The 21,046-nt window shown below is 66.1% G+C and carries 24 protein-coding genes, 1 tRNA gene and 3 pseudogenes; 19 read left to right on the top strand and 9 right to left on the bottom strand.

Going from position 1 to position 21,046, the window contains the following annotated elements; translation table 11 throughout:
* Complete coding sequence (bagB, locus tag AC3A6P_RS22270; protein WP_487693949.1) at positions 1-1,116, top strand: ATPase BagB; 1,116 nt, start codon at positions 1-3, stop codon at positions 1,114-1,116.
* A gap of 209 nt (positions 1,117-1,325) precedes the next feature.
* Here the strand turns inward: bagB and AC3A6P_RS22265 are convergent, their stop codons facing one another.
* Positions 1,326-1,679, bottom strand: coding sequence for a WhiB family transcriptional regulator (locus tag AC3A6P_RS22265; RefSeq protein WP_487693948.1), 354 nt, complete (start codon positions 1,677-1,679; stop codon positions 1,326-1,328).
* Positions 1,680-1,969: 290 nt separating this feature from the next.
* Between AC3A6P_RS22265 and ponA2 the strand changes: the two genes are divergently transcribed.
* The 4 genes from ponA2 to AC3A6P_RS22245 all read left to right on the top strand — a co-directional run bounded on the left by ponA2 (position 1,970) and on the right by AC3A6P_RS22245 (position 6,913).
* The gene (gene ponA2 / locus AC3A6P_RS22260; protein WP_487693947.1) at positions 1,970-4,432 is read left to right on the top strand and encodes a transglycosylase/D,D-transpeptidase PonA2; all 2,463 of its coding nucleotides are present in this window, start codon (positions 1,970-1,972) and stop codon (positions 4,430-4,432) included.
* Positions 4,433-4,470: 38 nt separating this feature from the next.
* A complete protein-coding gene (locus AC3A6P_RS22255; RefSeq protein ID WP_487693946.1) occupies positions 4,471-5,433 on the top strand; it encodes a metallophosphoesterase in 963 nt (320 codons plus the stop codon).
* A gap of 5 nt (positions 5,434-5,438) precedes the next feature.
* Positions 5,439-6,533 (top strand): L-cysteine desulfhydrase Cds1, encoded by a 1,095-nt coding sequence (gene cds1 / locus AC3A6P_RS22250; RefSeq protein ID WP_487693944.1) that lies wholly within the window; start codon positions 5,439-5,441, stop codon positions 6,531-6,533.
* Between the two features lie 306 nt (positions 6,534-6,839).
* A tRNA-Pro gene (locus AC3A6P_RS22245) sits at positions 6,840-6,913 on the top strand.
* A gap of 174 nt (positions 6,914-7,087) precedes the next feature.
* On the opposite strand, the gene AC3A6P_RS22240 is transcribed toward AC3A6P_RS22245, so the two are convergent.
* Both AC3A6P_RS22240 and AC3A6P_RS22235 read right to left on the bottom strand, forming a co-directional pair.
* A complete protein-coding gene (locus AC3A6P_RS22240) occupies positions 7,088-7,381 on the bottom strand; it encodes a hypothetical protein (RefSeq protein ID WP_487693942.1) in 294 nt (97 codons plus the stop codon).
* 201 nt (positions 7,382-7,582) lie between these two features.
* A complete protein-coding gene (locus AC3A6P_RS22235) occupies positions 7,583-7,942 on the bottom strand; it encodes an Rv2640c family ArsR-like transcriptional regulator (RefSeq protein WP_487693940.1) in 360 nt (119 codons plus the stop codon).
* Between the two features lie 102 nt (positions 7,943-8,044).
* Between AC3A6P_RS22235 and AC3A6P_RS22230 the strand changes: the two genes are divergently transcribed.
* The 7 genes and pseudogenes from AC3A6P_RS22230 (at position 8,045) to AC3A6P_RS22200 (ending at position 11,575) form a co-directional block, all read left to right on the top strand.
* A complete protein-coding gene (locus tag AC3A6P_RS22230) occupies positions 8,045-8,521 on the top strand; it encodes an ArsI/CadI family heavy metal resistance metalloenzyme (RefSeq protein WP_487693938.1) in 477 nt (158 codons plus the stop codon).
* Positions 8,522-8,625: 104 nt separating this feature from the next.
* Positions 8,626-8,997, top strand: a complete 372-nt coding sequence (locus AC3A6P_RS22225) for an ArsR/SmtB family transcription factor (RefSeq protein WP_487693937.1) — start codon at positions 8,626-8,628, stop codon at positions 8,995-8,997.
* Positions 8,994-10,076, top strand: a pseudogene (arsB, locus tag AC3A6P_RS22220) (ACR3 family arsenite efflux transporter); the annotation flags it as partial. The gene AC3A6P_RS22225 and the pseudogene arsB, both read left to right, overlap by 4 nt.
* A gap of 28 nt (positions 10,077-10,104) precedes the next feature.
* Positions 10,105-10,776, top strand: a complete 672-nt coding sequence (locus AC3A6P_RS22215) for an arsenate reductase ArsC (protein WP_487693935.1) — start codon at positions 10,105-10,107, stop codon at positions 10,774-10,776.
* A gap of 4 nt (positions 10,777-10,780) precedes the next feature.
* Positions 10,781-11,212 carry an arsenate-mycothiol transferase ArsC gene (locus AC3A6P_RS22210; protein WP_487693934.1) on the top strand — a complete coding sequence of 144 codons (432 nt, stop codon included), beginning with the start codon at positions 10,781-10,783 and terminating at the stop codon, positions 11,210-11,212.
* Positions 11,209-11,381 (top strand): annotated as a pseudogene (locus tag AC3A6P_RS22205) (CoA-disulfide reductase); the annotation flags it as partial. The gene AC3A6P_RS22210 and the pseudogene AC3A6P_RS22205, both read left to right, overlap by 4 nt.
* 23 nt (positions 11,382-11,404) lie before the next feature.
* Entirely contained in the window at positions 11,405-11,575 is a 171-nt protein-coding gene (locus AC3A6P_RS22200; RefSeq protein WP_487693932.1) for a hypothetical protein, read from the top strand.
* On the opposite strand, the gene AC3A6P_RS22195 is transcribed toward AC3A6P_RS22200, so the two are convergent.
* Both AC3A6P_RS22195 and AC3A6P_RS22190 read right to left on the bottom strand, forming a co-directional pair.
* Positions 11,576-12,673, bottom strand: coding sequence for a zinc-dependent alcohol dehydrogenase (locus AC3A6P_RS22195; protein WP_487693931.1), 1,098 nt, complete (start codon positions 12,671-12,673; stop codon positions 11,576-11,578). It abuts the gene before it with no gap.
* Positions 12,666-13,622: a Gfo/Idh/MocA family protein gene (locus AC3A6P_RS22190; RefSeq protein ID WP_487693930.1), complete on the bottom strand. Its 957-nt coding sequence runs from the start codon at positions 13,620-13,622 to the stop codon at positions 12,666-12,668. The genes AC3A6P_RS22195 and AC3A6P_RS22190 overlap by 8 nt, the downstream gene beginning before the upstream one ends.
* A gap of 99 nt (positions 13,623-13,721) precedes the next feature.
* Between AC3A6P_RS22190 and AC3A6P_RS22185 the strand changes: the two are divergent.
* The 5 genes and pseudogenes from AC3A6P_RS22185 to AC3A6P_RS22165 form a co-directional block, all read left to right on the top strand.
* Positions 13,722-14,735 (top strand): annotated as a pseudogene (locus AC3A6P_RS22185) (glycosyltransferase); the annotation flags it as partial.
* Positions 14,736-14,903: 168 nt separating this feature from the next.
* Positions 14,904-15,329: a PPOX class F420-dependent oxidoreductase gene (locus AC3A6P_RS22180; protein ID WP_487693974.1), complete on the top strand. Its 426-nt coding sequence runs from the start codon at positions 14,904-14,906 to the stop codon at positions 15,327-15,329.
* Between the two features lie 49 nt (positions 15,330-15,378).
* Positions 15,379-15,873 (top strand): SRPBCC family protein, encoded by a 495-nt coding sequence (locus AC3A6P_RS22175; protein ID WP_487693929.1) that lies wholly within the window; start codon positions 15,379-15,381, stop codon positions 15,871-15,873.
* A 12-nt stretch (positions 15,874-15,885) separates the two neighbouring features.
* Positions 15,886-16,680: an acyl-CoA thioesterase gene (locus AC3A6P_RS22170; RefSeq protein ID WP_487693928.1), complete on the top strand. Its 795-nt coding sequence runs from the start codon at positions 15,886-15,888 to the stop codon at positions 16,678-16,680.
* A 49-nt stretch (positions 16,681-16,729) separates the two neighbouring features.
* Positions 16,730-17,749, top strand: coding sequence for an iron-containing redox enzyme family protein (locus AC3A6P_RS22165; RefSeq protein ID WP_487693927.1), 1,020 nt, complete (start codon positions 16,730-16,732; stop codon positions 17,747-17,749).
* A gap of 71 nt (positions 17,750-17,820) precedes the next feature.
* On the opposite strand, the gene AC3A6P_RS22160 is transcribed toward AC3A6P_RS22165, so the two are convergent.
* Both AC3A6P_RS22160 and AC3A6P_RS22155 read right to left on the bottom strand, forming a co-directional pair.
* Positions 17,821-18,021 (bottom strand): CDGSH iron-sulfur domain-containing protein, encoded by a 201-nt coding sequence (locus tag AC3A6P_RS22160; protein WP_487693925.1) that lies wholly within the window; start codon positions 18,019-18,021, stop codon positions 17,821-17,823.
* Positions 18,018-18,710: a HemK2/MTQ2 family protein methyltransferase gene (locus AC3A6P_RS22155; RefSeq protein ID WP_487693923.1), complete on the bottom strand. Its 693-nt coding sequence runs from the start codon at positions 18,708-18,710 to the stop codon at positions 18,018-18,020. The genes AC3A6P_RS22160 and AC3A6P_RS22155 overlap by 4 nt, the downstream gene beginning before the upstream one ends.
* A gap of 120 nt (positions 18,711-18,830) precedes the next feature.
* On the opposite strand from AC3A6P_RS22155, the gene AC3A6P_RS22150 reads away from it, so the two are divergent.
* Both AC3A6P_RS22150 and AC3A6P_RS22145 read left to right on the top strand, forming a co-directional pair.
* Positions 18,831-19,526: a phosphodiesterase gene (locus AC3A6P_RS22150; RefSeq protein ID WP_487693922.1), complete on the top strand. Its 696-nt coding sequence runs from the start codon at positions 18,831-18,833 to the stop codon at positions 19,524-19,526.
* Between the two features lie 55 nt (positions 19,527-19,581).
* Positions 19,582-19,776, top strand: a complete 195-nt coding sequence (locus AC3A6P_RS22145; protein WP_487693920.1) for a three-helix bundle dimerization domain-containing protein — start codon at positions 19,582-19,584, stop codon at positions 19,774-19,776.
* 9 nt (positions 19,777-19,785) lie between these two features.
* Here AC3A6P_RS22145 and AC3A6P_RS22140 read toward each other — a convergent pair whose 3' ends face one another.
* On the bottom strand, positions 19,786-19,956 hold the full coding sequence (locus AC3A6P_RS22140) for a hypothetical protein (RefSeq protein WP_487693919.1): 171 nt from the start codon (positions 19,954-19,956) through the stop codon (positions 19,786-19,788).
* Between the two features lie 12 nt (positions 19,957-19,968).
* Positions 19,969-20,955 (bottom strand): LLM class F420-dependent oxidoreductase, encoded by a 987-nt coding sequence (locus AC3A6P_RS22135; protein WP_487693918.1) that lies wholly within the window; start codon positions 20,953-20,955, stop codon positions 19,969-19,971.
* Positions 20,956-21,046: the final 91 nt, after the last annotated feature.

Genomic DNA, 21,046 nt, shown 5'->3' with positions numbered 1-21,046 from the left:
ATGAGCACCACACCACCAGCTCTGGACATGGAGTCGATCCTTCGCGACACGACCAACCGCGTTGTTGTGTGTTGCGGCGCCGGCGGTGTCGGAAAGACCACCACCGCCGCGGCGATGGCCCTGCGGGCCGCCGAGTACGGCCGCTCCGTCGTGGTGCTCACCATCGATCCGGCCAAGCGACTGGCCCAGGCACTGGGCATCAGGGATCTGGGCAACTCGCCCCAGCGTGTACCGCTGGCTCCGGAGGTGCCCGGCGAGCTACACGCGATGATGCTCGATATGCGGCGCACCTTCGACGAGATGGTGGTCGAGTACTCGGGAAACGAACGCGCGCAAGCGATTCTGGACAATCAGTTCTATCAGACGGTGGCCACCTCGCTGGCCGGCACGCAGGAGTACATGGCGATGGAGAAGCTGGGCCAGCTGTTGGCCCAGGATCGCTGGGATCTGGTGGTGGTCGACACCCCACCGTCGCGCAATGCGCTGGACTTCCTGGATGCCCCCAAGCGCCTGGGTAGTTTCATGGACGGCCGGCTGTGGCGTCTGCTGCTGGCACCGGGCCGTGGCATCGGCAAGCTGGTCACCGGGGCGGTCGGCCTGGCGATGAAGGGGATGTCAACCATCCTGGGTAGCCAGATGCTCTCGGACGCTTCGGCTTTCGTGCAGTCTCTGGACTCGACCTTCGGCGGTTTTCGGGAGAAGGCCGACCGTACTTACGCATTGCTCAAGCGCCGCGGAACCCAGTTCGTGGTGGTATCCGCGGCCGAGCCGGATGCGCTGCGTGAAGCATCGTTCTTCGTCGATCGGCTCTCGGAGGAGGGCATGCCGCTGGCGGGGCTGATCCTCAATCGCACGCATCCGACGTTGTGCTCGTTGCACGTGGAGCGTGCGGTGGACGGGGCCGAGGAGCTGGAGGCCGATGATCCCGAGTCGCTGACGGCGGCGGTGCTGCGCGTGCACGCCGATCGGGCGTTGACGGCCAAGCGTGAGGTTCGCCTGTTGTCGCGATTCACCGGGGCCAATCCCAAGGTGGCGATCGTGGGGGTGCCGTCGCTGCCGTTCGACGTGTCGGACCTGGAAGCGCTGAGAGCCATCGCCGACCAGATCACGGCGTGAGTCGAGACGGCCGAGGTACGAGGCCGTCGAAGAGCTCACGCCCAAACGATCCGGCGTGAGTCCGAGGCTGCGAGGAACGAGCAGTCGAAGGAGCTCACGCCCAGACGGGCCGGCGTGAGTCGAGACGGCCGCGAGACCAACGTCCGGGATGCAATCGGCCCCTCCGCGCGGTGCGGGAGGGGCCGATTGAAGCCAGTACTACGCAGAAATTAGCCAGCGCTGCGGTGCTTGCGTTGAGCGGCGAAGAATTCGGCCCAGGAGACGACCTCCGGGTGCTGCTTGAGCAGAGCCCGCCGCTGACGCTCGGTCATACCGCCCCAGACCCCGAACTCCACACGGTTGTCGAGGGCGTCGGCGCCGCATTCGGCGATCACCGGGCAGTGCCTGCAGATGACTGCCGCCTTGCGCTGCGCGGCCCCGCGGACGAACAGCTCATCAGGGTCTGCCCCGCGGCAGCGGGCCTGTGACACCCACGCGATCCGCGCCTCGCCCTCGGCCCCCTGCAGCGGGCTGGGCATGGGTGTGGCGGTGGTCCCCCCTGGTGCGGCCGAAATTCCTGACATCAGCGAACTCCCCTTCGCTCAGGCCGACTTTCCGGCCACTGTCTCGGGTGCAAACCGCGACTGCGATCTACGCCACATTGCGCACTTTTCTGTTACCTGTGTCGCACTGTCTGTCTAAGTTAGGTGGTCAAATAGCGTTTTGGCAACAGTCTGATTCCGACTTTTTTGGGACAACCGTGCAGTCCCTCAGCGAATCTTTGGTTTCGGCGTGTCGCGGGCACGCTCCGGGGCCGTTCCGTGGACGCCGTACGGGCATCAGCACTGTCGGCAACCCCATTACTCTGTAGACCATGTCGGACCGCCCCCCGGTCGCTGTCACCCTGATCAAGCTGGCCTGGTGCTGCTTACTCGCCAGTGTGTTGACAGCGGCATTGATGTTCCCGGTCGTCGGCGGTATCGGCCTGATGTCCAACCGAGCCTCCGACGTCGTCGCCAATGGTTCTTCTCAGCTTGTCGAAGGGGAGATACCCGCCGTCTCCACGATGGTGGACGCCAAGGGCAACGTCATCGCCTGGCTCTACACCCAGCGCCGGTTCGAGGTTCCCAGCGACAAAATCGCTGACACCATGAAACTGGCAATCGTGTCCATCGAGGACAAACGATTTGCCGAACACAACGGTGTGGACTGGCAGGGCACGCTGACGGGTCTGTCGGGTTACCTGTCGGGCAACCTCGACACCCGCGGTGGGTCCACCCTCGAACAGCAGTACGTCAAGAACTATCAGCTGCTGGTGATCGCCCAGACCGACGCCGAGAAACGCGCCGCCATCGAAACCACGCCCGCCCGTAAGCTGCGGGAGATCCGGATGGCGTTGACGCTGGACAAGACGTTCACCAAGCCTGAGATCCTGACCCGTTACCTGAACCTGGTCTCCTTCGGCAACAACGCCTTCGGCATCCAGGACGCCGCGCAAACCTACTTCGGCATCGACGCCTCCGCGCTCAACTGGCAGCAGTCGGCCTTGCTGGCCGGTCTGGTGCAGTCCACCTCGACGCTGAACCCGTACACCAACCCCGAGGGCGCCCTGGCCCGTCGCAACGTCGTGCTCGACACCATGATCGAGAACGTGCCCGAGCATGCCGAGGCACTGCGTGCCGCCAAAGCCGAGCCGCTGGGCATCCTGCCGCAGCCGCAGGAACTCCCCCGCGGCTGCATCGCCGCGGGAGATCGCGGATTCTTCTGCGACTACGTGCAGGAATACCTGGCCAGGGCCGGGATCAGCAAGGAGCAGCTGTCCAAGGGCGGCTACCTGATTCGCACCACGCTGGACCCCGACGTGCAGGCCAACGTCAAGAACGCCATCAACAAGTTCGCGCCTGCCGATCTGGAGGGCATCGCCTCGGTGATGAGCGTGATCCGGCCCGGTAAGCAGACCCACCCGGTGCTCGCGATGGCGAGTAACCGCAACTACGGGTTGAACCTCGATGCCGGCGAAACCATGCAACCGCAGCCGTTCTCATTGGTGGGCAACGGCGCCGGATCGGTGTTCAAGGTCTTCACCACGGCCGCGGCCCTGGAGATGGGCATGGGCATCAACGCCGAGCTCGACGTGCCGGGTCGGTTCGAGGCCAAGGGGCTGGGCAGTGGCGGCGCCCGCGGGTGCCCGAAGGACACCTGGTGTGTGCAGAACGCCGGCGGCTACCGCGGCAAGATGAACATCACCGACGCCTTGGCCACCTCCCCCAACACCGCGTTCGCGAAGCTGATCTCCCAGGTCGGGGTGGGCCGAACGGTTGACATGGCCGTCCGGCTGGGCCTGCGGTCCTACGCCGAACCGGGAACCGCGCGCGATTACGACCCGGAGAGCAACGAGAGCCTCGCCGACTTCGTGAAGCGGCAGAACATCGGCTCGTTCACCCTGGGCCCCATCGAGGTGAACGCGCTGGAACTGTCCAACGTGGCGGCCACCCTGGCCTCCGGTGGTGTGTGGTGCCCGCCCAACCCCATCGACAAGGTCTTCGACCGCGACGGCAACGAGGTCGCCGTGACCACCTCCACCTGCGAGCAGGTGGTGCCGGAAGGTCTGGCCAACACGCTGGCCAATGCCATGAGCGAGGACGATCGCGGATCGGGTACCGCCGCCGGGGCCGCCGGATCCGTCGGCTGGACGCTGCCGATGTCCGGCAAGACCGGCACCACGGAAGCCAACCGATCCTCCGGGTTCCTGGGTTTCACCAACCAGCTGGCCGCGGCCAACTACATCTACGACGACTCCACCGAGCCCAGCGAGTTGTGCTCGTTCCCGCTGCGCCAGTGTGGATCCGGCAGCTTGTTCGGCGGTAACGAGCCGGCCCGTACCTGGTTCACGGCGATGCAGCCCATCGCCACCAACTTCGGCGAGGTGGCCCTGCCTCCCACCGATCCGCGGTACGTCGACGGGTCTCCGGGCGGCCGGGTGCCCAGCGTCGCCGGGCTGACCCAGGACGCGGCTCGTCAACGCCTGCGCGACGCCGGTTTCCAGGTCGCCGATCAGGCCACCCCGGTCAACAGCAGCTCACCGAGCGGTGCGGTGGTGGGCACGTCGCCGTCGGGGCAGACGATCCCGGGCTCGATCATCACCATCCAGATCAGCAACGGCATCGCGCCCGCTCCGCCACCACCGCCGGTGGCAGCGCCCCCGCCGGGCGCTCCGCCGGAGTTCGGCCAGACCGTGGTGCAGATCCCTGGTCTGCCTCCGATCACGGTGCCGGTTCTCGTCCCGCCCGCGCCTGCCCCGCCACCGGGGCCGCCGCCCCCACCGCCACCCCCGTAACTCGCGCCACGCACAGGGTGCCGCAGTAGGCTGCACACATGGCTGCCGCATTGCATGTTCTGAAGAACACCGCAGCAGTGGCGCTCGGCACGACGGTCGCGGGCATCGGTTACGCCGCGATCATCGAACGCAACGCGTTCGTCGTGCGCGAGGTCACCATGCCGGTGCTGACGCCCGGGTCCTCGCCGCTGCGGGTCCTGCATCTGTCCGATATCCACATGCGGCCAGGACAGCGCCGCAAGCAGGCATGGTTGCGCGAACTGGCCGGCTGGGAGCCGGATCTGGTGGTCAACACCGGAGACAACCTGTCGCACCCCAAGGCGGTGCCCGCCGTGGTCCAGGCGCTGGGTGACCTGCTCTCGGTTCCAGGTCTGTTCGTCTTCGGCAGCAACGACTACTTCGGGCCGACGATGAAGAATCCCGCCAAGTACCTCTACGACAGCGAGTTTCGCGCTCATGGCACACCGCTGCCCTGGCAGGACCTGCGGGCTGCGTTCACCGAGCGCGGTTGGCTGGACATGACGCACACCCGCCGCGAGCTGGAGGTGGCGGGCGTGACCATCGCCGCCGCCGGGGTGGACGACTCGCACATCGACCGCGACCGTTATGACACCATCGCCGGCCCGGCCAGTCCGGCGGCGAACCTGCGGCTCGGTTTGACCCACTCGCCGTACACCCGGGTCCTGGACCGCTTCGCCGCCGACGGCTACCAGCTGATCATGGCCGGGCACACCCACGGCGGGCAGCTGTGCCTGCCGTTCTACGGGGCCATCGTGACCAACTGCGATATCGATACGTCGCGGGTCAAGGGCGCGTCGAAGTGGGGTGCGGACACCGCGCTGCATGTGTCGGCCGGAATCGGTACGTCACCGTATGCCCCGCTGCGATTCTGCTGCCGTCCCGAGGCCACGCTGCTGACGCTCATCGCGGCGCCGACGGGCGGACGGGACTCCAGCCGCACACTGGGACAGTCGCATCCGACCGCGTCCTCCGTGCACTGATCCCGGTGACCCGGGTCGTTGACCGCGGCCGTTCGCGACAGTGGGTGGACAACGCCGTCCGGCTGATCGAAACCGATGCCCGCCGCAGCGCCGACACCCACCTGCTGCGCTATCCGCTGCCGTCGTCGTGGTGCGGCGGCGTGGACGTCCAGCTGTATCTGAAGGACGAGACCACCCACATCACCGGCAGCCTCAAGCACCGGCTGGCGCGGTCGTTGTTCCTCTATGCGTTGTGCAACGGGTGGATTCACGAAGGCACCACGGTCGTGGAGGCGTCGTCGGGGTCGACGGCGGTGTCGGAGGCGTATTTCGCGGCGATGCTGGGGTTGCCGTTCATCGCGGTGATGCCGGCAACGACGAGCTCGTCGAAGATCGCCCTGATCGAAGCACAGGGTGGGCGTTGCCATTTCGTGAAGCGTTCCTCGGAGGTGTACGCCGAAGCCCACCGGCTGGCTCAGGAGACCGGCGGTCACTACCTCGATCAGTTCACCAATGCCGAGCGCGCCACCGACTGGCGCGGCAACAACAACATCGCCGAATCGATTTTTTCGCAGATGCGCGACGAAGACCACCCGATCCCGGAGTGGATCGTTGTCGGGGCGGGTACCGGCGGCACCAGCGCAACCATTGGGCGCTACATCCGGTATCGGCGCCACGACACCAAGCTGTGCGTGGTCGACCCCGAGAACTCGGCATTCTTCCTCTCCTACGAGCGCGGCGCCGAAATCGAAACCGGTGCGTCGTCACGGATCGAGGGAATCGGCCGACCGCGGGTCGAGCCGTCGTTCCTACCGCACGTGGTGGACCGGATGGTCAGCGTGCCCGATTCGGCGTCGGTGGCCGCCGCGCACCACGTGAGCGCCGTGCTGGGCCGCCGGGTGGGACCGTCCACCGGAACCAACCTTTGGGGTGCATTCGGCCTGCTGGCCGAGATGGTGTCCCAGGGCCGCAGTGGCTCGGTGGTGACCCTGCTGGCCGACAGTGGCGACCGCTACGCCGACACCTACTTCTCGGAGGAGTGGCTCACCAGCATGAAGCTGGATCCCACCGGGCCGGCGGCGAAGCTGTCCGAGTTCGAGAGATCCTGCTCCTGGAGCTGATCGCCGCCCGTCGAATCGTCGGACGTCAAGAAGAGCCACAGAGCCGCCAGCGCGAAGAATCCCCCGTAGATAGCAGCACCCAGAGCCGTCATGGCCGGTCCACCTTTTCCGTCGTCTACCTGGTGCGCAGTGTGCGCTTCGTTACTGTCCACAACGCCTGCGACACGCCATTTCCATCCCAATCCGTGCAATTGCGATCGAGATCCGATGTGACATCGGTCCGTGAGCCATCTGTTCCCGAATCGGGCGATCTTTATGCGTTTGGCTTCTCGGGCTACCCGTGCGATACGCTGTCGGAGCTTCACGCGGGGTGTGGCGCAGCTTGGTAGCGCGCTTCGTTCGGGACGAAGAGGTCGTGGGTTCGAATCCCGCCACCCCGACTCGTGTGAACTGCAGCGAGAAGGCCCCCGACTGGTCATCCAGTCCGGGGCCTTCTCACTTCTCAGTCCGCAGCTGGTCCGCAGTGGCTGCTAAGGACCGCACTCGCGCCGCATCTAGTGCTACCGAAACCTGCTCCAGGTCGTCCGGGAACAAGTCTGCATAGGTATCCGAGGTCAGAACCGCAGACGCGTGTCCACCATCAACGACGCAGGCATAACCTCATCGACATCGATGTCAACGTGCGAACCATCGGCGAGGAAGCCCCCGGCGCTGAGTTCTATGTCGATCCAGAAGCGATGCAGGGCTTTTAGCGTGGCTACCGCATCGATAAATAAGTCGACGTCGGGATCGACGTCCGGATCGATAGATATCTGACGAACTTGTGGGCGAGCGAGTGCCGGTGCGCGATGGATGAGGTCAAGGGGCCGGCCTGATTCTGTGTAATGGCGCCGCCCTGAGCGAGCCACAGCAGTGACGCTCAGAGCTTTTCTTCGGCGCCATTCCGCTCGATTTTGTTCGTTATCGCGAAAGTCCTCACGTTGTAGGCGCCATTGCGGGTCGGTTCGTGCCGCCGGCCACTGAGAACATCACGGTATGGCGGTGCCAACGCCGCAACCAGAGTTCGCGACGGTCGTGCGCCGAAGTTCTCCGGGGCCGCGGGCCGCACGCTAGCGGCAGCAATTCGGGTCGAGTACGGCACACAACGCCTGCAGGGCTTCCGGGTGCGCGCGATGAAACATGTTCATACCGCGGCGCTCGGAGAGCACGAGGCCGGCCTTGCGCAGCTGGGCCAGGTGATGGCTCACCGTGGATTCGGTGAGCCCGAGCGCGGCGGCGAGCTCGCCGCTGTTCTGCTCCCCCGCCTCGGACGAGAACAGGTGCGACATCAGTTTCACGCGTGCCGGGTCGGCGAGCGCCTTGAGGCGCAGCGCGACGTTGAGTGCGTCGTCATCGGTCATCGGTCCCGCGGCGACCGGTGCGCAGCACACCGGCGCAGACGTGTCGATGACGGGAAGCGCTTTGGGCATGGCGCCAGTCTGCCAGAAAGATTGACATATATCCAAAAGGTGGCATGCTGGGCCGTGGCGCGCTACTTCGATATATGTAAAACAACCCGAGGAGGCCGGGCCATGTCCCGCGTACAACTGGCACTCAACGTCGACGACCTCGACGAAGCAATCACGTTCTACAGCAAGCTGTTCAACACCGAACCCGCCAAGGTGAAGCCCGGCTACGCCAACTTCGCCGTGGCGGAGCCCCCGCTGAAGCTGGTACTGCTGGAGAACCCCGGCAAGGGCGGAACCATCAACCACCTCGGCGTGGAAGTCACATCCAGCGAGACCGTCCACGCCGAGATCGCCCGCCTGGCCGGCGAGGGTCTGTTCACCGACGAGCAGATCGGCACCACGTGCTGCTTCGCCACCCAGGACAAGGTGTGGGTGACCGGACCGGCCGGCGAACAGTGGGAGGTCTACACCGTGCTCGCCGACTCCGACACCTTCGGCAGCAGCCCGCAGCATCTCGATGACACCACGGACGCTGCCGACGTGTGCTGCGGCAGCCAACGCGCAGCCGCGCCGACAGCGACCGCATCGCCCTGCTGCTGACCATGAGCCGGTGGGCATGCCGGGCCGCCGGCATGCCCGCCGACGGGTCGTCGTTCACCGACTGTTCGCTTGCACCCTAGTTTGATGAGTGTCAATATCGATGCATGTCGAATCCACCCGAGGCGGCGGACGCGTGTTGCGTCACTGCGCCCCTGCTCAACGAGCCGCTGTCCGAGCAGGCCGCCGCAGAGATGGCCAAGAAGCTAAAGGCCTTGGCGGACCCGGTGCGATTGCGGCTGTTCAGTGCGATCGCTAGCCATGCCGGCAGTGAGGCCTGCGTCTGCGACATCTCCGGTGGCATCGACGTCTCCCAGCCAACCGTGTCGCACCACCTCAAAGTCCTGCGCGATGCAGGCCTGCTGACCTCTGAGCGCCGGGCGTCCTGGGTGTACTACGCCGTCGTCCCGGCCGCCCTCGGCGAGCTCTCAGCGCTGCTGGGCCTCAACACAGCGACACTCGCGGAGACGACCGCATGACCGAGACCATGTCATCGACGTCGGCACCGGTCGTCGCGAAACTCTCCACCCTGGATCGGTTCTTGCCGGTGTGGATCGGCATCGCGATGGTCGCAGGGCTGCTGCTGGGTCGCTGGATCCCCGGCTTGAACAGGGCCTTGGAAAGCGTTCAGATCGACGGCATTTCGCTTCCGATTGCGCTCGGCCTGCTGATCATGATGTACCCGGTCCTGGCGAAAGTGCGCTACGACCGGCTCGATACCGTGACCGGTGACCGCAAGCTGCTGCTGAGCTCGTTGTTCTTGAACTGGTTGTTCGGCCCGGCCTTGATGTTCGCCCTGGCCTGGCTGATGCTGCCGGACCTGCCCGAGTACCGCACCGGCCTCATCATCGTGGGGCTTGCCCGCTGTATCGCCATGGTCATCATCTGGAATGACCTCGCCTGCGGTGACCGCGAGGCCGCCGCCGTCCTGGTCGCGCTGAACTCGATCTTCCAGGTCGTCATGTTCGCCGCACTGGGCTGGTTCTACCTGTCCGTGCTGCCCGGTTGGCTCGGTCTGGAACAGACCACCATCGACACCTCGCCCTGGCAGATCGCCAAATCGGTGCTCATCTTCCTCGGCATCCCGCTGCTCGCCGGCTACCTCTCGCGCCGATTCGGTGAGAAGACCAAGGGCCGCGACTGGTATGAAACCACGTTCCTGCCCCGAATCGGACCCTGGGCCCTCTACGGACTGCTGTTCACCATCGTGATTCTCTTTGCGCTACAAGGCGAACAGATCACCAGCCGTCCTCTCGATGTGGTACGCATTGCGCTTCCCTTGCTGGCGTACTTCGCGATCATGTGGGGTGGCGGCTATCTGCTCGGCGCTGCGACCGGCCTGGGCTATCAACGGACCACGACACTGGCATTCACCGCCGCCGGCAACAACTTCGAGCTCGCCATCGCGGTGGCGATCGCCACCTACGGCGCCACCTCCGGCCAGGCCCTGGCAGGGGTCGTCGGCCCGCTCATCGAAGTCCCGGTCCTGGTCGCCCTGGTCTACGTATCACTGGCCCTGCGGCGACGTTTCTCCGATCAGAGCACTGCGTCTTCGGCCACCGCCTCGACAAAGGAGTCGTAACCCCATGTCCGACAGTCCTGCCGCCCTGCGCCCACACCGCGATCTGTCCATCGATCAACAGCACGCCTTGACGACAGCTGCCACCCGCCTGGAACGCGACTTCGGGGACAGCTTCGGCGTCGAAACGATCGAGCGGTTTCTGCACACCTCCTACGACCAGTTCGCCGGCCGCGCCACCATCGCGAACTTCTTGCCGCTACTCGCCGAACGGTTCGCCCGCCAACGCCTACATGCCCTGGCCCGGGTAGAAGGCAAGATCACCGACGGCAAACCGACCGTGTTGTTCCTGTGCACCCACAATGCCGGCCGCTCGCAGATGGCACTGGGCTACTTCGCCCACCTCGCCGGCGACGACGCCGTCGCCTGGTCGGGTGGCTCCGAACCGGGCGACCACATCAACCCTTCCGCCGTCGCCGCGATGGCCGAAGTCGGCATCGACATCACAGGCGAATTCCCCAAGCCCTGGACCGATGAGATCGTGCAGGCTGCCGACGTCGTGATCACGATGGGCTGCGGCGATGCCTGCCCCATCTTCCCCGGCAAGCGCTACGTCAACTGGGACCTGCCCGACCCCGCCGGGCAAGAGCTGGACGCGGTGCGGCCGATTCGCGACGAGATCGAAGAACGCGTCCGCCGCCTGCTCGCCGAACTCAACGTCACCGCGTGGCAGGCCTGACCCGATGACCGAATCCACCACGCCCTCAGTGCTGTTCGTCTGCGTCAAGAATGGAGGCAAGTCACAGATGGCGGCCGAGCTGATGCGCCAGCTCGCCGGAGACTCCGTCATCGTGCATTCCGCCGGCACAAAACCCGGCAGCACCATCAATGATCTATCAGCCCAAGCGCTACACGAGGTGGGCGTCGACATCACCGGTGTGAAGCCCAAACTGATCGACTATCAACTCGCCCACGATGTCGACCTGGTGGTCACCCTCGGCCGGGAGGCACAACTCGATCCGCTGCCCGGCACCCAGGTGCAGAACTGGGACACCGACGAACCCTCCGAACGCGGCATCGACGGCCTCGAACGCATGCGCCTGGTCCGCGACGATATCGCCGCCCGTGTGCAGCAGCTGCACACGACGCTCACACCACCCAACACCACGCTCTGACAGCCGGTATCAGCGCCGCACTGCGCATTCGCGAACTCGACCCGAGCACCGACGTCACCGTTGTGATGGCCGACGCCTATCCAAACTTCCCATCTGCGGCATTCCCTGCTACGTCTCCGCCGAAGTCACCCGTTGGACCCACCTGGCCCACCGCACCGCCGACGACCTCGATGGGTAACCAACTGTTCAAGGTTGTCGTTCGATGCCGGCGCGCCGGGCCAACCCGGGTGGGGCTCCGCCGGCGGAGCGCAGATCCCGTTCGAGGACGGCATGAACCGCAGCATGTGCGGTCCCGACCCCATGGCGCCGCCGGCGAAGTACAACAGGGACCTCTGCATGTTGGAGCAGGACGGGTCCGGGTGATCAATCGCCGGTGAAGACCAATTGCAGACCGGTGTGCCGGGACCGCGCCAGCCGGGTCAGCACCCCGGGGGCCTCGCGCAGCGGCACCCGGTCGGTGATCAGATGGGCGCTGATCGCTGCGCCCCGCGCGGCCAGCAGCTCCAGCGTCGCGGCGCTGAGCCGTTCGCGATCCCAGAGGTGAGCCGTCCCCCGGGGCACCCGCCCGATCTGTGCGCAACGCACGCTGAGCCCGTTGTGGTGAAACTCCTCCCCCAACCTCAGCTCGGCACTGCCGCCGGGATAGAACGCCAGATCGATCACCGTGCCTTGCGGCCGCAGCGTTCTCAGGGCGGTCGCCAGAGCGGTGGCTTGACCGCGGCACTGGAACGCGACGTCGGCGCCGCGGTCGCCCGCGCTGTGGCGCCACCGGGTCTTGAGCAGCACGGCGGGGTCGTCGGACGGGTCCAGCGCCTCGAACCCCAGCAGTTCGGCCACCCGGCGTCGGCCCGGTGTGGGATCGACGACAACGATCGTCGCGGCGCCGTGATGGTCGGCGAACATCGCCGTCAGCAGTCCGATCACCCCGGCGCCGACAACCACGACGCGCCGGCCGCGCACACCGTCGCCCAGGCTGCGGACGTCGGCACCACAGCTGTCGGCCGCGGCGTGCAGTAATCCGTTGGCGCAGATGGGGCCCATGTGTGCGGCGTAGATTCCGAGTACCGGGTCCAGGCTCGCGGGGAGGGTGACGACGCGGTCGGCCAGCACGTCGGCCCGGCAGCTGCTGCGATGCCCGTACGTCATCGCCACCAGGTCACCACTGTGGACGGCCGCGGTGGCGCTGTCGGTGACCCGGCCGACCTGCATGTAACCGAACGTGCGCACCGGGTAGCCGCTGTCGGTAGCGTCCGAGCCGAACAGCCCCAGGTCCGCATCCCAGCGGCGGCGTCCGGCCGGATTCGTGCCTTTGACCCAGCTCAGGTCGGTGCCGGTAGACAACCCACTGAACACCGTCTCGACGTCGAACTGCCCCGCCGCCAGGGGCCCGGGGTCGGGCTGCTGCTGCAGCGTCACGACACCGGGTTGCTCCACCACGACGACGTAGCCCGGTTCACGCACGCAGGCTCACCGCCCGCCCCTCCCGAGCGGATGTCGCTACGGCGCAAGCCAATTCGTGTGTCAGCAGCGCCTCGGCATAGTCGACGAGGACTTCCCCACGGCCCAGCACGGCGTCGATGAATGCCCGATCCGCCGCCTGTTTCGCCTCGTCGGGGTCCACGCTGTGATGCTGCGATCCTTCGGGGGTGCGCACAGTGACGCCATCTTCGCCGATGGCGACGGAAAGGCGGTCGGCGTGCAGGTCCAGGCCGGCGGACTGTTTCCAATCCAGACAGCAGGTGGTCGCGATGGTGGCCACCGCCCCGGACCGAAGACGCAGCACCGCCGCGGTGGCCACCTCGATATCGCCGTCGCCGGGCGGGGTGTCGTTGGCGTAGGCCGTCACGCCGTCGACCTCGCCGCACAGCAGCCGCACCAGGTCCAGTACGTGCACGGCCTGTTCGATGACTTGGCCGCCGGATCGGGAGCGCTGCGCCCACCACGACACCGGCGGCACGCGGTCCACCCAGGATCCGACGGCCAACCGGACAGGCCGGCCGGCGAGCACTTGCTGCGCCAGGCGCACCGTGTTCGAGTAGCGCCAGTGGTGCCCCACGGCGGTCACGGTCGCGTGTCTGCCGGCCAGTGCGGCGATGCGTGCAGCGGTCGCCAGGTCGAGTCCGAGCGGCTTCTCCACGAACAGCGCGGTACCCGCCTCGATCACCGCCTCCTCGACGGAGCCGTGTGCAAACGGAGGCACGCACACGTAGACCGCATCCACGCCGGCATCGAGCACGGCGGCCAGGTCGGGCAGGGCGGCGGCACCGGTGGCTTCGGCGAACAGTTGGGCCGCGCCGGGCGCGGGATCGGTGACGGCGGTGATGTCGACTCCGGGTATGCCGGCCAGGTGACGCGCATGTCGGGTGGCCACCCCTCCGGCGCCGACGAAGCCGACTCTGCAGTCTGCCATTTCGCCTCCCTATCGACGCCGCAGGATTACCCTAGAGCGCACACCTCACTCAGCGGTAGTCGCGGTTTCGTGCGAGGGCAATGAGGAGCGTGATGTGCCATGGCGCTGACCGTTTTCATCAATGCCGGCCCGTGGTTGACCGTGCCGCCGCAGGGGTACGGCGGCATCGAAAACGTCATAGCCACACTGATTCCGGAGTTGCGCCGCAACGACGTGCGGGTTGTGCTGGCAACGGTCGGTGCCAGCACCATCGACGTCGACGAGATGATCAGCGTGTTCGACGAGCCGCAGTTCCCGCGGTTGGGTGAACCGTACAACGAAGTGATGGGAGTGCCTGCGGCGCACATGCTTCGGGTGATCACCGAGGTGCGTGACCGCTCCGATATCGATCTCATCCACGATCATGTGGAAGCGCTGGGTCTGACCATGCTCGGGGGCGCCGAAGGCTGCCTGCCTCCGGTGTTGCACACATTGCACTGGGATGTGACCAAGCACCGGGGCCTCTACTCCAGCTTCTGCAGCGCGAACCGGGTGTGGATCAACGGCGTTTCGAAGAACCAAATTGATTGTGCGCCAGACACTTTGAAGAGACATATCCTCGGTCATGTTCATCTGGCCACCCCGTTGGCCGACGCCGCCACCATGACGCCGTTGCGCACCAAGGAAGATCATCTGGTGTTCGTGGCCCGGATCTGTGCACGCAAAGGCCAACACGTTGCGGCGCGCATCGCGCAGCGACTGCACCGTCCGTTGGTGCTGGCGGGTCCGGTGGGCCCGTACCCCGACGCTACTGCGCTGGCCGCTGACCCGCACGCTGATCGGTACGCCGATGTGCGGTACTGGCGTAACGAGGTGGCACCGCTGGTGGACGGGGATCTGGTGCGGTGGATCGGCAATGTCACCGGCGAGGACCGCGACCGCCTGGTGGGAACGGCACGTGCCACGCTGTTCGCACTGTTGTGGGATGAGCCCGGCGGTACCGGGGTGGTCGAGTCGCTGGCGCTGGGCACACCTGTCGTCGGCTACGCCCGTGGCTGCTTGCCCGAACTCGTCGAGCCGGGCACCGGCCTGCTGGCGCCGCCGGGTGACGAGACCGCACTGGCGCGGCTCGTCGGAGAGGCGGAGCAGATCGATCCCGCCGTCTGCCGGGCTGTTGCCGAACGGCGGTTCTCGCCGAAGGTCATGGGTGCGGCTTACCTCAGCCTCTACGAGAGGTGCCTGGAACGGGCGTCCCCGGGAGTGAATAGGCATAACCGGGTCCGCCCGGGGCATTCCGTCCCAATGACATCACCACTGACCGACGACGCCAAGAAGATGCTGTCCAAGCCCAACCCCGCTGTCATCAGCACCGTCCGTACTGACGGGCAGCCGGTGTCCGCCGCCACCTGGTACCTGCTGCGCGACGATCATGTGCTGGTCAACATGGACGTCGGCCGCAAACGGCTGGCTCATCTGCGCAAGGACCCGCGGGTGTCGCTGACGGTGATCGATGAAAGTGACTGGTACACCCACATCACCGTCATCGGACACGTCACCGACATCTACGACGACGAGGGCCTCGCCGATATCGATGCACTGTCTCGGCATTACCAGGGCAAGGAGTATCCGGCCCGGGACCGCCCGCGGGTCAGCGCGCTCATCGAGGTGGACCGGGTGCACGGCTGGGGCGCCCAGAAGAACAACAACCAGCCTGACGGCCGGGGCTGAGCGACAGTCGGGGCGTCTGGCCCACACTGTTCGTGGAAGGCTTGGGGCCATGGCCCGTTGGTATCCGCTCGAATCCACCGATGCGACGTTGTTCGACACCGCAGCACACGTGTTCCGCTATCAGAAGCACTTCGACGCACCGCCGGACGTGGTGTGGACGTCACTGGCGTCGGACCACTCGCTCGCCGACTGGGGATCGTCGGTGCAGTCCGTCACGTGGACGACGCCGCGGCCGTTCGGGATCGGCACCACCCGTGAGGTGGCGATGCCGGGCGGGTTGGCCCGGGTGCGTGAGCACTTCTTCCGGTGGGACGAGGGTTCGGGCTACTCGTTCTACGTCTACGAGGCCAATGCCCCGCTGTTCCGGCGCTTCGCCGAGGATTACACGATCGCACCGGACGGGACCGGGACGTTGTTCAGCTGGACGGTGGCGATCGACCCGAAGAGTGCGCTGCGGCTGCCCTTCCACGTGTTGGCGCCGGTGGTCAAAGCCGGTTTCGGCCGCATGGCCGCCGACGGTCAGAAGTATTTCGCCGACCGCTAAGGTCGGCATTCGATGACAGGTGTCAAGAGAAGCTGGATCGCCGACCTATTGGCCTTCGAGCGTGACGGTGACGTGTTCGTGGTGGCGGACCCGGCGGGCGGGCGCGGAGAGCGTCTGTTCGGCGGCATGATCGCCGCCCAGGCCCTGGGCGCCGCCGGTGCCACCGTGGAGCCGGACAAGCTGCCGCAGTCACTGCACGCCTACTTCGTCCGGGGCGGCAAATTCGGGGTGGAACTGCGCTTCGAGGTGGAGCGCACCCGCGACGGCCGATCCTTCGACACCCGCCGGGTGACCGCCGTCCAGGAGGGCAAGGTCATCCTCGAGATGATCACCTCGTTCCACCGGCCCGAAGCCGGTGCGGACTGGCACCCGCCGGCACCGGAGGCGCTCGACCTCGACGCCGCCCAGCCGAAGTACCCGGGGCTATCGATCACGGAGCACCTCGAGATCCGTACCGCACCCTCGGATCCGTCCGCCTTCGCGGTACCCCCGTACTGGGTGCGCTTCCGCGAACCGGTCGAGAACAACCCGCTGTCGCGGTCGTGCGCGCTGACTTTCGTCACCGATCTCGGACCCGTACCCGCGGCCCGGCCCGCGGGTACCCCGCTGGAGCCCAATGTCGGATACGCGGCCAGCCTCGACCACTCGGTGTGGTTCCACCGGCCGTTCGACCCTGCGAGCTGGCATCGCTACGAGGTGCATCCGGTCAACAACAACGACAACCGCGGCCTCGTGGTCGGGTCCATGTACGACGCGTCCGGCCAATTGATTGCGAGCATGACCCAGGAGGCGCTGTGGCGCCTGTGACGTTGGTGAAAGGTGGTTTCTGACGGGTGTATGCGGGTACCTGACTCGCGTGACTCTCGCTACTCCCGTGACCGAACCCGCACTTCCCGTTGCTGTCGGACCATTGTCGGCGACGGTGTTGGAGGTTCTGGGTGAACGTCCGCCGCGTCGCCTCCTCACCCGCATCAACGCTCCGGTGGTCGACTCCGATCCGTGGGGTCTGGACCTGCACATGGCGCTCTACGTTCTGTATGAACTGCACTACCGCGGGTTCCGAGGCGTAGATCCGGCCTGGGAGTGGAATCCGGCACTGCTTCATCTGCGGGCACAGCTGGAGATCGCTTTTCTCGATGTGGTGACCAACGAGGTGGGTTCGCTCGACGACGTGGAGTCCGTGTTCGCGGTGATGGACGACATCTCCACCGAGCCCGCCGATGGTGAAGGCCCGTCGTACTTCATCCGCGACAAAGCGACGCTGGAACAGGTACAGGAGTACTTCGTGCACCGTTCGCTGTACCACCTCAAAGAAGCCGACCCCCATGCTTTCGCGATCCCCCGTCTGCAAGGGCAGGCCAAGGCATCTTTTGTCGCGGTCGAATTCGACGAATACGGCGGCGGCCGCGGCGAGAATCTGCATCAGCGGCTGTTCGCTGACCTGATGGCCGCCGCGGGACTCGACTCCAGCTATCTCGGGTACATCAATCACGTTCCGGCAGAAGCTCTTTCGTCGGTTAACCTGATGTCGATGTTCGGCCTGCACCGCGCTTTCCGAGGCGCTGCGGTGGGGCATTTCGCGTCCACGGAGATCACCTCTCCCCCCGGGTCGGCGCGCCTGGTCCAGGGTCTCGAGCGTCTCGGGGCCCCACAGGAATGCGTCCGCTTCTACCAGGAGCATGTGGAGGCCGACGCCGTGCACGAACAGGTGGTGCGCACCGACGTCGTAGGTGAATTGATCAGGCTGGAACCGCAACTCGAGCGGGACGTGGTGTTCGGCATCCGGGCCCACGCAGTGGTGGAGGACCGGTTGGCCGATCTGCTGATGAAGCGCTGGGCAGAGAATCAGACCTCACTGCGCCGGCCGCTGGACTGACTTTCTCAGACGACGACGAAGGCCCGCCGGGTGGCGGGCCTTCGTCGTATGTTCGCGATGTTGTATGCGCGTTATGCCGAGCGCCGGGCTTTTCGCCGATGGCTGGTGTCGCACAACGGATATGACTTGCTGCGCTTGCACGCGCAGATTGCCACCATGAAGCGGTCGGACTCGACGGTGCTTCCGTCGGGCATCTCGATACACACCGGACCCTCTACCATGATCGGGCCCTTGGGCACGATCTTGACTCGGCGAGGTTCGGCGTCACTCACTGCTTGTCAGCCCTTATCACCACGAGTTCCTCGACCCGATGTCCTAGGGGCAACCGCCCCGTCGCCTCGAGCCACGGCGCGCAGGAGGTGAGCACCGGCCCGAAAGGAATCAACTGCCAGGCAACCACATCGGCTTTCAACCCACCGGCACGCAATGACTCGATGGACTGCTCGATACCTGTGAACTCGGACTGCACCAGAAGCATCGTGCCACCATCGGTCAGCAGTTTGGGTGCCATCGTGCACAACGGGTCGACGATGATGCGGCCGTCGTCACCGCCGTCCCACGACCATGCCGGGTCGGCATTCGCCGGGATGGTGAGATCGATCGCCGAAGGTGTTGGCACGTAAGGCGGGTTCGACACCACGACGTCGTAGGGCCCGTCCGCCAGCGCGTTGTCGAACGAACCAAGGCGTACGTCGACGTCCGCGCCCACCTGCGCGGCATTGCGACGGGCACAGGACACCGCATCTTCGGAGACATCCCATGCGGTGACCTCAGCGGCGCCCAGGCCGGCGGCCGCGATGGCGACCACACCGCTGCCGGTACACAAATCGACCACCCGTCGGCCCACCACCACTGTGGTGCGTTCCAATGTGTCGATCAGCAGGTGTGAATCCTCCTGCGGTCGATACACATCGGGTGCAGCGACAACTGGGCGGTGGATTTCGGGGAGCGTTGCAGTCACGGCGGCCTCTCAACTGTCGTCGTGTGCTGATGTAGCACGTGGGAAATTTGATGCCCTGTTTCGGGCGGGTTAAACCGCTTGCCGCCGTTTACCAACGGTTTCGGGGGGCATCCGGGTGTCGTGCATCTCTCAAACATCGCCGAACTGCCGTTCAAACTCGGCGCTGAACTGCGCCACCGGCGCGCGTTTCACCCCATCGGGGTACTGGCGCGTGGCCGAATCGAGCGGATCGCGCCGGTAGCCAAGGGCTTACCCGTCGAATCGGGTGAGATCACCGCGAGATTGTCCAAAGGGGCCGGGCTGCCGGGCGGGCTGCCCGATTTTGCCGGATTGGCCTGGCGTATGGGTCCGGGTGCGTCCGCGGTCACGCCGTGGGATGTGTTGATGGTCTCCGCGGGGTCGAGTGCGCTGGGTCGTGTTGTGTTGCGCCCGGCCCGCGCCTGGCCGAACACCACGTTCTCGACCTTGATGCCGTTGGGGTACGGCGCGCAGACGTGGTGGCTGCGCGCTCGCTTCCTGGAGCCGACCACCTCCAATGGCCTGTCACTCGACGACCTGTCGGCAGCGCTGGGTAGCGGTACTGCGATCCGTATCGCCGTGGACCAATCCGCCGGCCTGGGCGGCTTCGCCCCGCTGGCGATGCTGACACTGTCCGAGTTGCTACCCAATGACGACAAGGGTGAATTCGCCCTCGACCCGACCCGCAACACCGCACCCGGAGTGACACTGCTGCCGCAATGGCTCACCGCCCTGCGCCGGGGTGCCTACCGCGGAAGCCGTCAGGGCCGACACGAGGCCAACTCTGTCGACAGTTAACAGCTGTGATCGACACCTCGTTGACGAGCGTTTACCTGCCGGTAATCATCTCTGGGTGCCAAGAAGTGAGCAAGATCTGCTGATCGAAATCGAACACCGTCTGACCAGCATCTACACCGAAATCGACCCACAGCAGGTCACCGCCACCATCGGTCAGGCGCACGCGCAATTCGAGCAGAGCACCGTGCGGGATTTCATTCCCTTGCTTGTCGAACGCCGCGCCCGCCGCGAGCTCGCAGCGCTGACCTGACGAACGGACTCAGTCCGGCGGTTCCGGAGTGCCCTGCTCGTCGGCCACATCCGGCGCGACCTCGCGGGTGGCCATCCCGCCTTCACGGCCGTGATCGGCCGGGCCGGGACGATCCTTGTCGTCGACGCCCTTGACCTCGTGCGGGCTGGTGGCCACTCGCTGGCTGTGTTCGTCGGTCATGTTTCTTCCTCCCTAATCGGCTGCTGACCGCAGTGCCGCCAACAGCGGCTCCGCGGCTTCCTTAAAGAACTGATCCTGGTGAGCGCCCCCGATCTGAACGAGGGCGATGTCGGTGAAGCCGGCCTTCCAGTAAGCGCTGACGGCCTCGACGATCGCGTCGAGATCCGGACCGCACGGGATGCTCTCCGCGACGTCCTCGGGGCGGACGAACTGGGTGGCGCCGGCGAAGCCGGCCGTGGTCGGTAGGTCGGCATTGACCGCCCAACCGCCCCCGAACCACCGGAACTGCTCGTGCGCGCGTTCGATCGCCGCGTCCTTGTTGGGGTCCCAGCAGATGGGGATCTGACCGACGACGCGGCCACCACCGGGCAGCCCGGTTGCTTGCCGCGCGTGATGCCAGGCTTTCACGCGGTCGGCGTCGGGTTGCACTTCGATGAGGTGGTCAGCCAGTGTCGCGAAATTGTCGAGTGAGCGGTCGCCGGTCATCGAGATGCCGATTCCGATCGGCTCCTCAGGGACATCCCAGATGCGCGCGGAGTCCACCTGGAAGTAGTCGCCGCGCCAGTCGACCAGCGTGCCGGTCCACAACTCGCGGATGATGTGAATCGCTTCGACGAGCATGTCCTGGCGGGTCTGCAGACTGGGCCACCCCTTACCGACGACGTGCTCGTTGAGGTTCTCGCCGCTGCCGAGCCCGAGGGTGAAGCGGCCGTCCGACAGGATCTGCACCGTGGCCGCCTGCTGCGCGACGATCGCCGGGTGGTATCGCATGGTGGGACAGGTGACATAGGAGTACAGATCCACCCGCTGGGTGGCGTGCGCGACGGCGCCGAGGACGGTCCACGCGTTGGGCGCATGGCCCTGAGCCGCCAGCCAGGGTGAGAAATGGTCGCTGCACACCTCGAAGTCGAAACCGACAGACTCCGCTGAAACAGCGTGCTGGACAAGCTCTTTGGGCCCCGCCTGCTCCGTCATCAAGGTGTATCCGAACCTGGTCATGCGGGTCGGATACCCGGGCGCCTGGGCGGCAAACCGTCTTCAGCCCGGTCGACGAGGCGGCGAGGCACGAGCCGGGGAGGGAGGGCCGGGC

The organism is Mycobacterium sp. Soil_C_30, from assembly GCF_057656995.1.
Note: the sequence above shows the minus strand (reverse complement) of the source record. Positions and strands in the feature narration are given on the sequence as shown.

Excerpts from the sequence above, each read along its gene's own strand:
- AC3A6P_RS22180 (WP_487693974.1), top strand. The coding sequence starts at position 14,904 with ATGACATCACCACTGACCGACGACGCCAAGAAGATGCTGTCCAAGCCC.
- AC3A6P_RS22175 (WP_487693929.1), top strand. The coding sequence starts at position 15,379 with ATGGCCCGTTGGTATCCGCTCGAATCCACCGATGCGACGTTGTTCGAC.
- AC3A6P_RS22215 (WP_487693935.1), top strand. The coding sequence starts at position 10,105 with ATGTCCGACAGTCCTGCCGCCCTGCGCCCACACCGCGATCTGTCCATC.
- ponA2 (WP_487693947.1), top strand. The coding sequence starts at position 1,970 with ATGTCGGACCGCCCCCCGGTCGCTGTCACCCTGATCAAGCTGGCCTGG.
- AC3A6P_RS22190 (WP_487693930.1), bottom strand. The coding sequence starts at position 13,622 with ATGGCAGACTGCAGAGTCGGCTTCGTCGGCGCCGGAGGGGTGGCCACC.
- AC3A6P_RS22230 (WP_487693938.1), top strand. The coding sequence starts at position 8,045 with ATGTCCCGCGTACAACTGGCACTCAACGTCGACGACCTCGACGAAGCA.
- AC3A6P_RS22225 (WP_487693937.1), top strand. The coding sequence starts at position 8,626 with ATGTCGAATCCACCCGAGGCGGCGGACGCGTGTTGCGTCACTGCGCCC.
- AC3A6P_RS22265 (WP_487693948.1), bottom strand. The coding sequence starts at position 1,679 with ATGTCAGGAATTTCGGCCGCACCAGGGGGGACCACCGCCACACCCATG.
- bagB (WP_487693949.1), top strand. The coding sequence starts at position 1 with ATGAGCACCACACCACCAGCTCTGGACATGGAGTCGATCCTTCGCGAC.
- AC3A6P_RS22210 (WP_487693934.1), top strand. The coding sequence starts at position 10,781 with ATGACCGAATCCACCACGCCCTCAGTGCTGTTCGTCTGCGTCAAGAAT.
- AC3A6P_RS22235 (WP_487693940.1), bottom strand. The coding sequence starts at position 7,942 with ATGCCCAAAGCGCTTCCCGTCATCGACACGTCTGCGCCGGTGTGCTGC.
- AC3A6P_RS22140 (WP_487693919.1), bottom strand. The coding sequence starts at position 19,956 with ATGACCGACGAACACAGCCAGCGAGTGGCCACCAGCCCGCACGAGGTC.
- AC3A6P_RS22135 (WP_487693918.1), bottom strand. The coding sequence starts at position 20,955 with ATGACCAGGTTCGGATACACCTTGATGACGGAGCAGGCGGGGCCCAAA.
- AC3A6P_RS22170 (WP_487693928.1), top strand. The coding sequence starts at position 15,886 with ATGACAGGTGTCAAGAGAAGCTGGATCGCCGACCTATTGGCCTTCGAG.
- AC3A6P_RS22255 (WP_487693946.1), top strand. The coding sequence starts at position 4,471 with ATGGCTGCCGCATTGCATGTTCTGAAGAACACCGCAGCAGTGGCGCTC.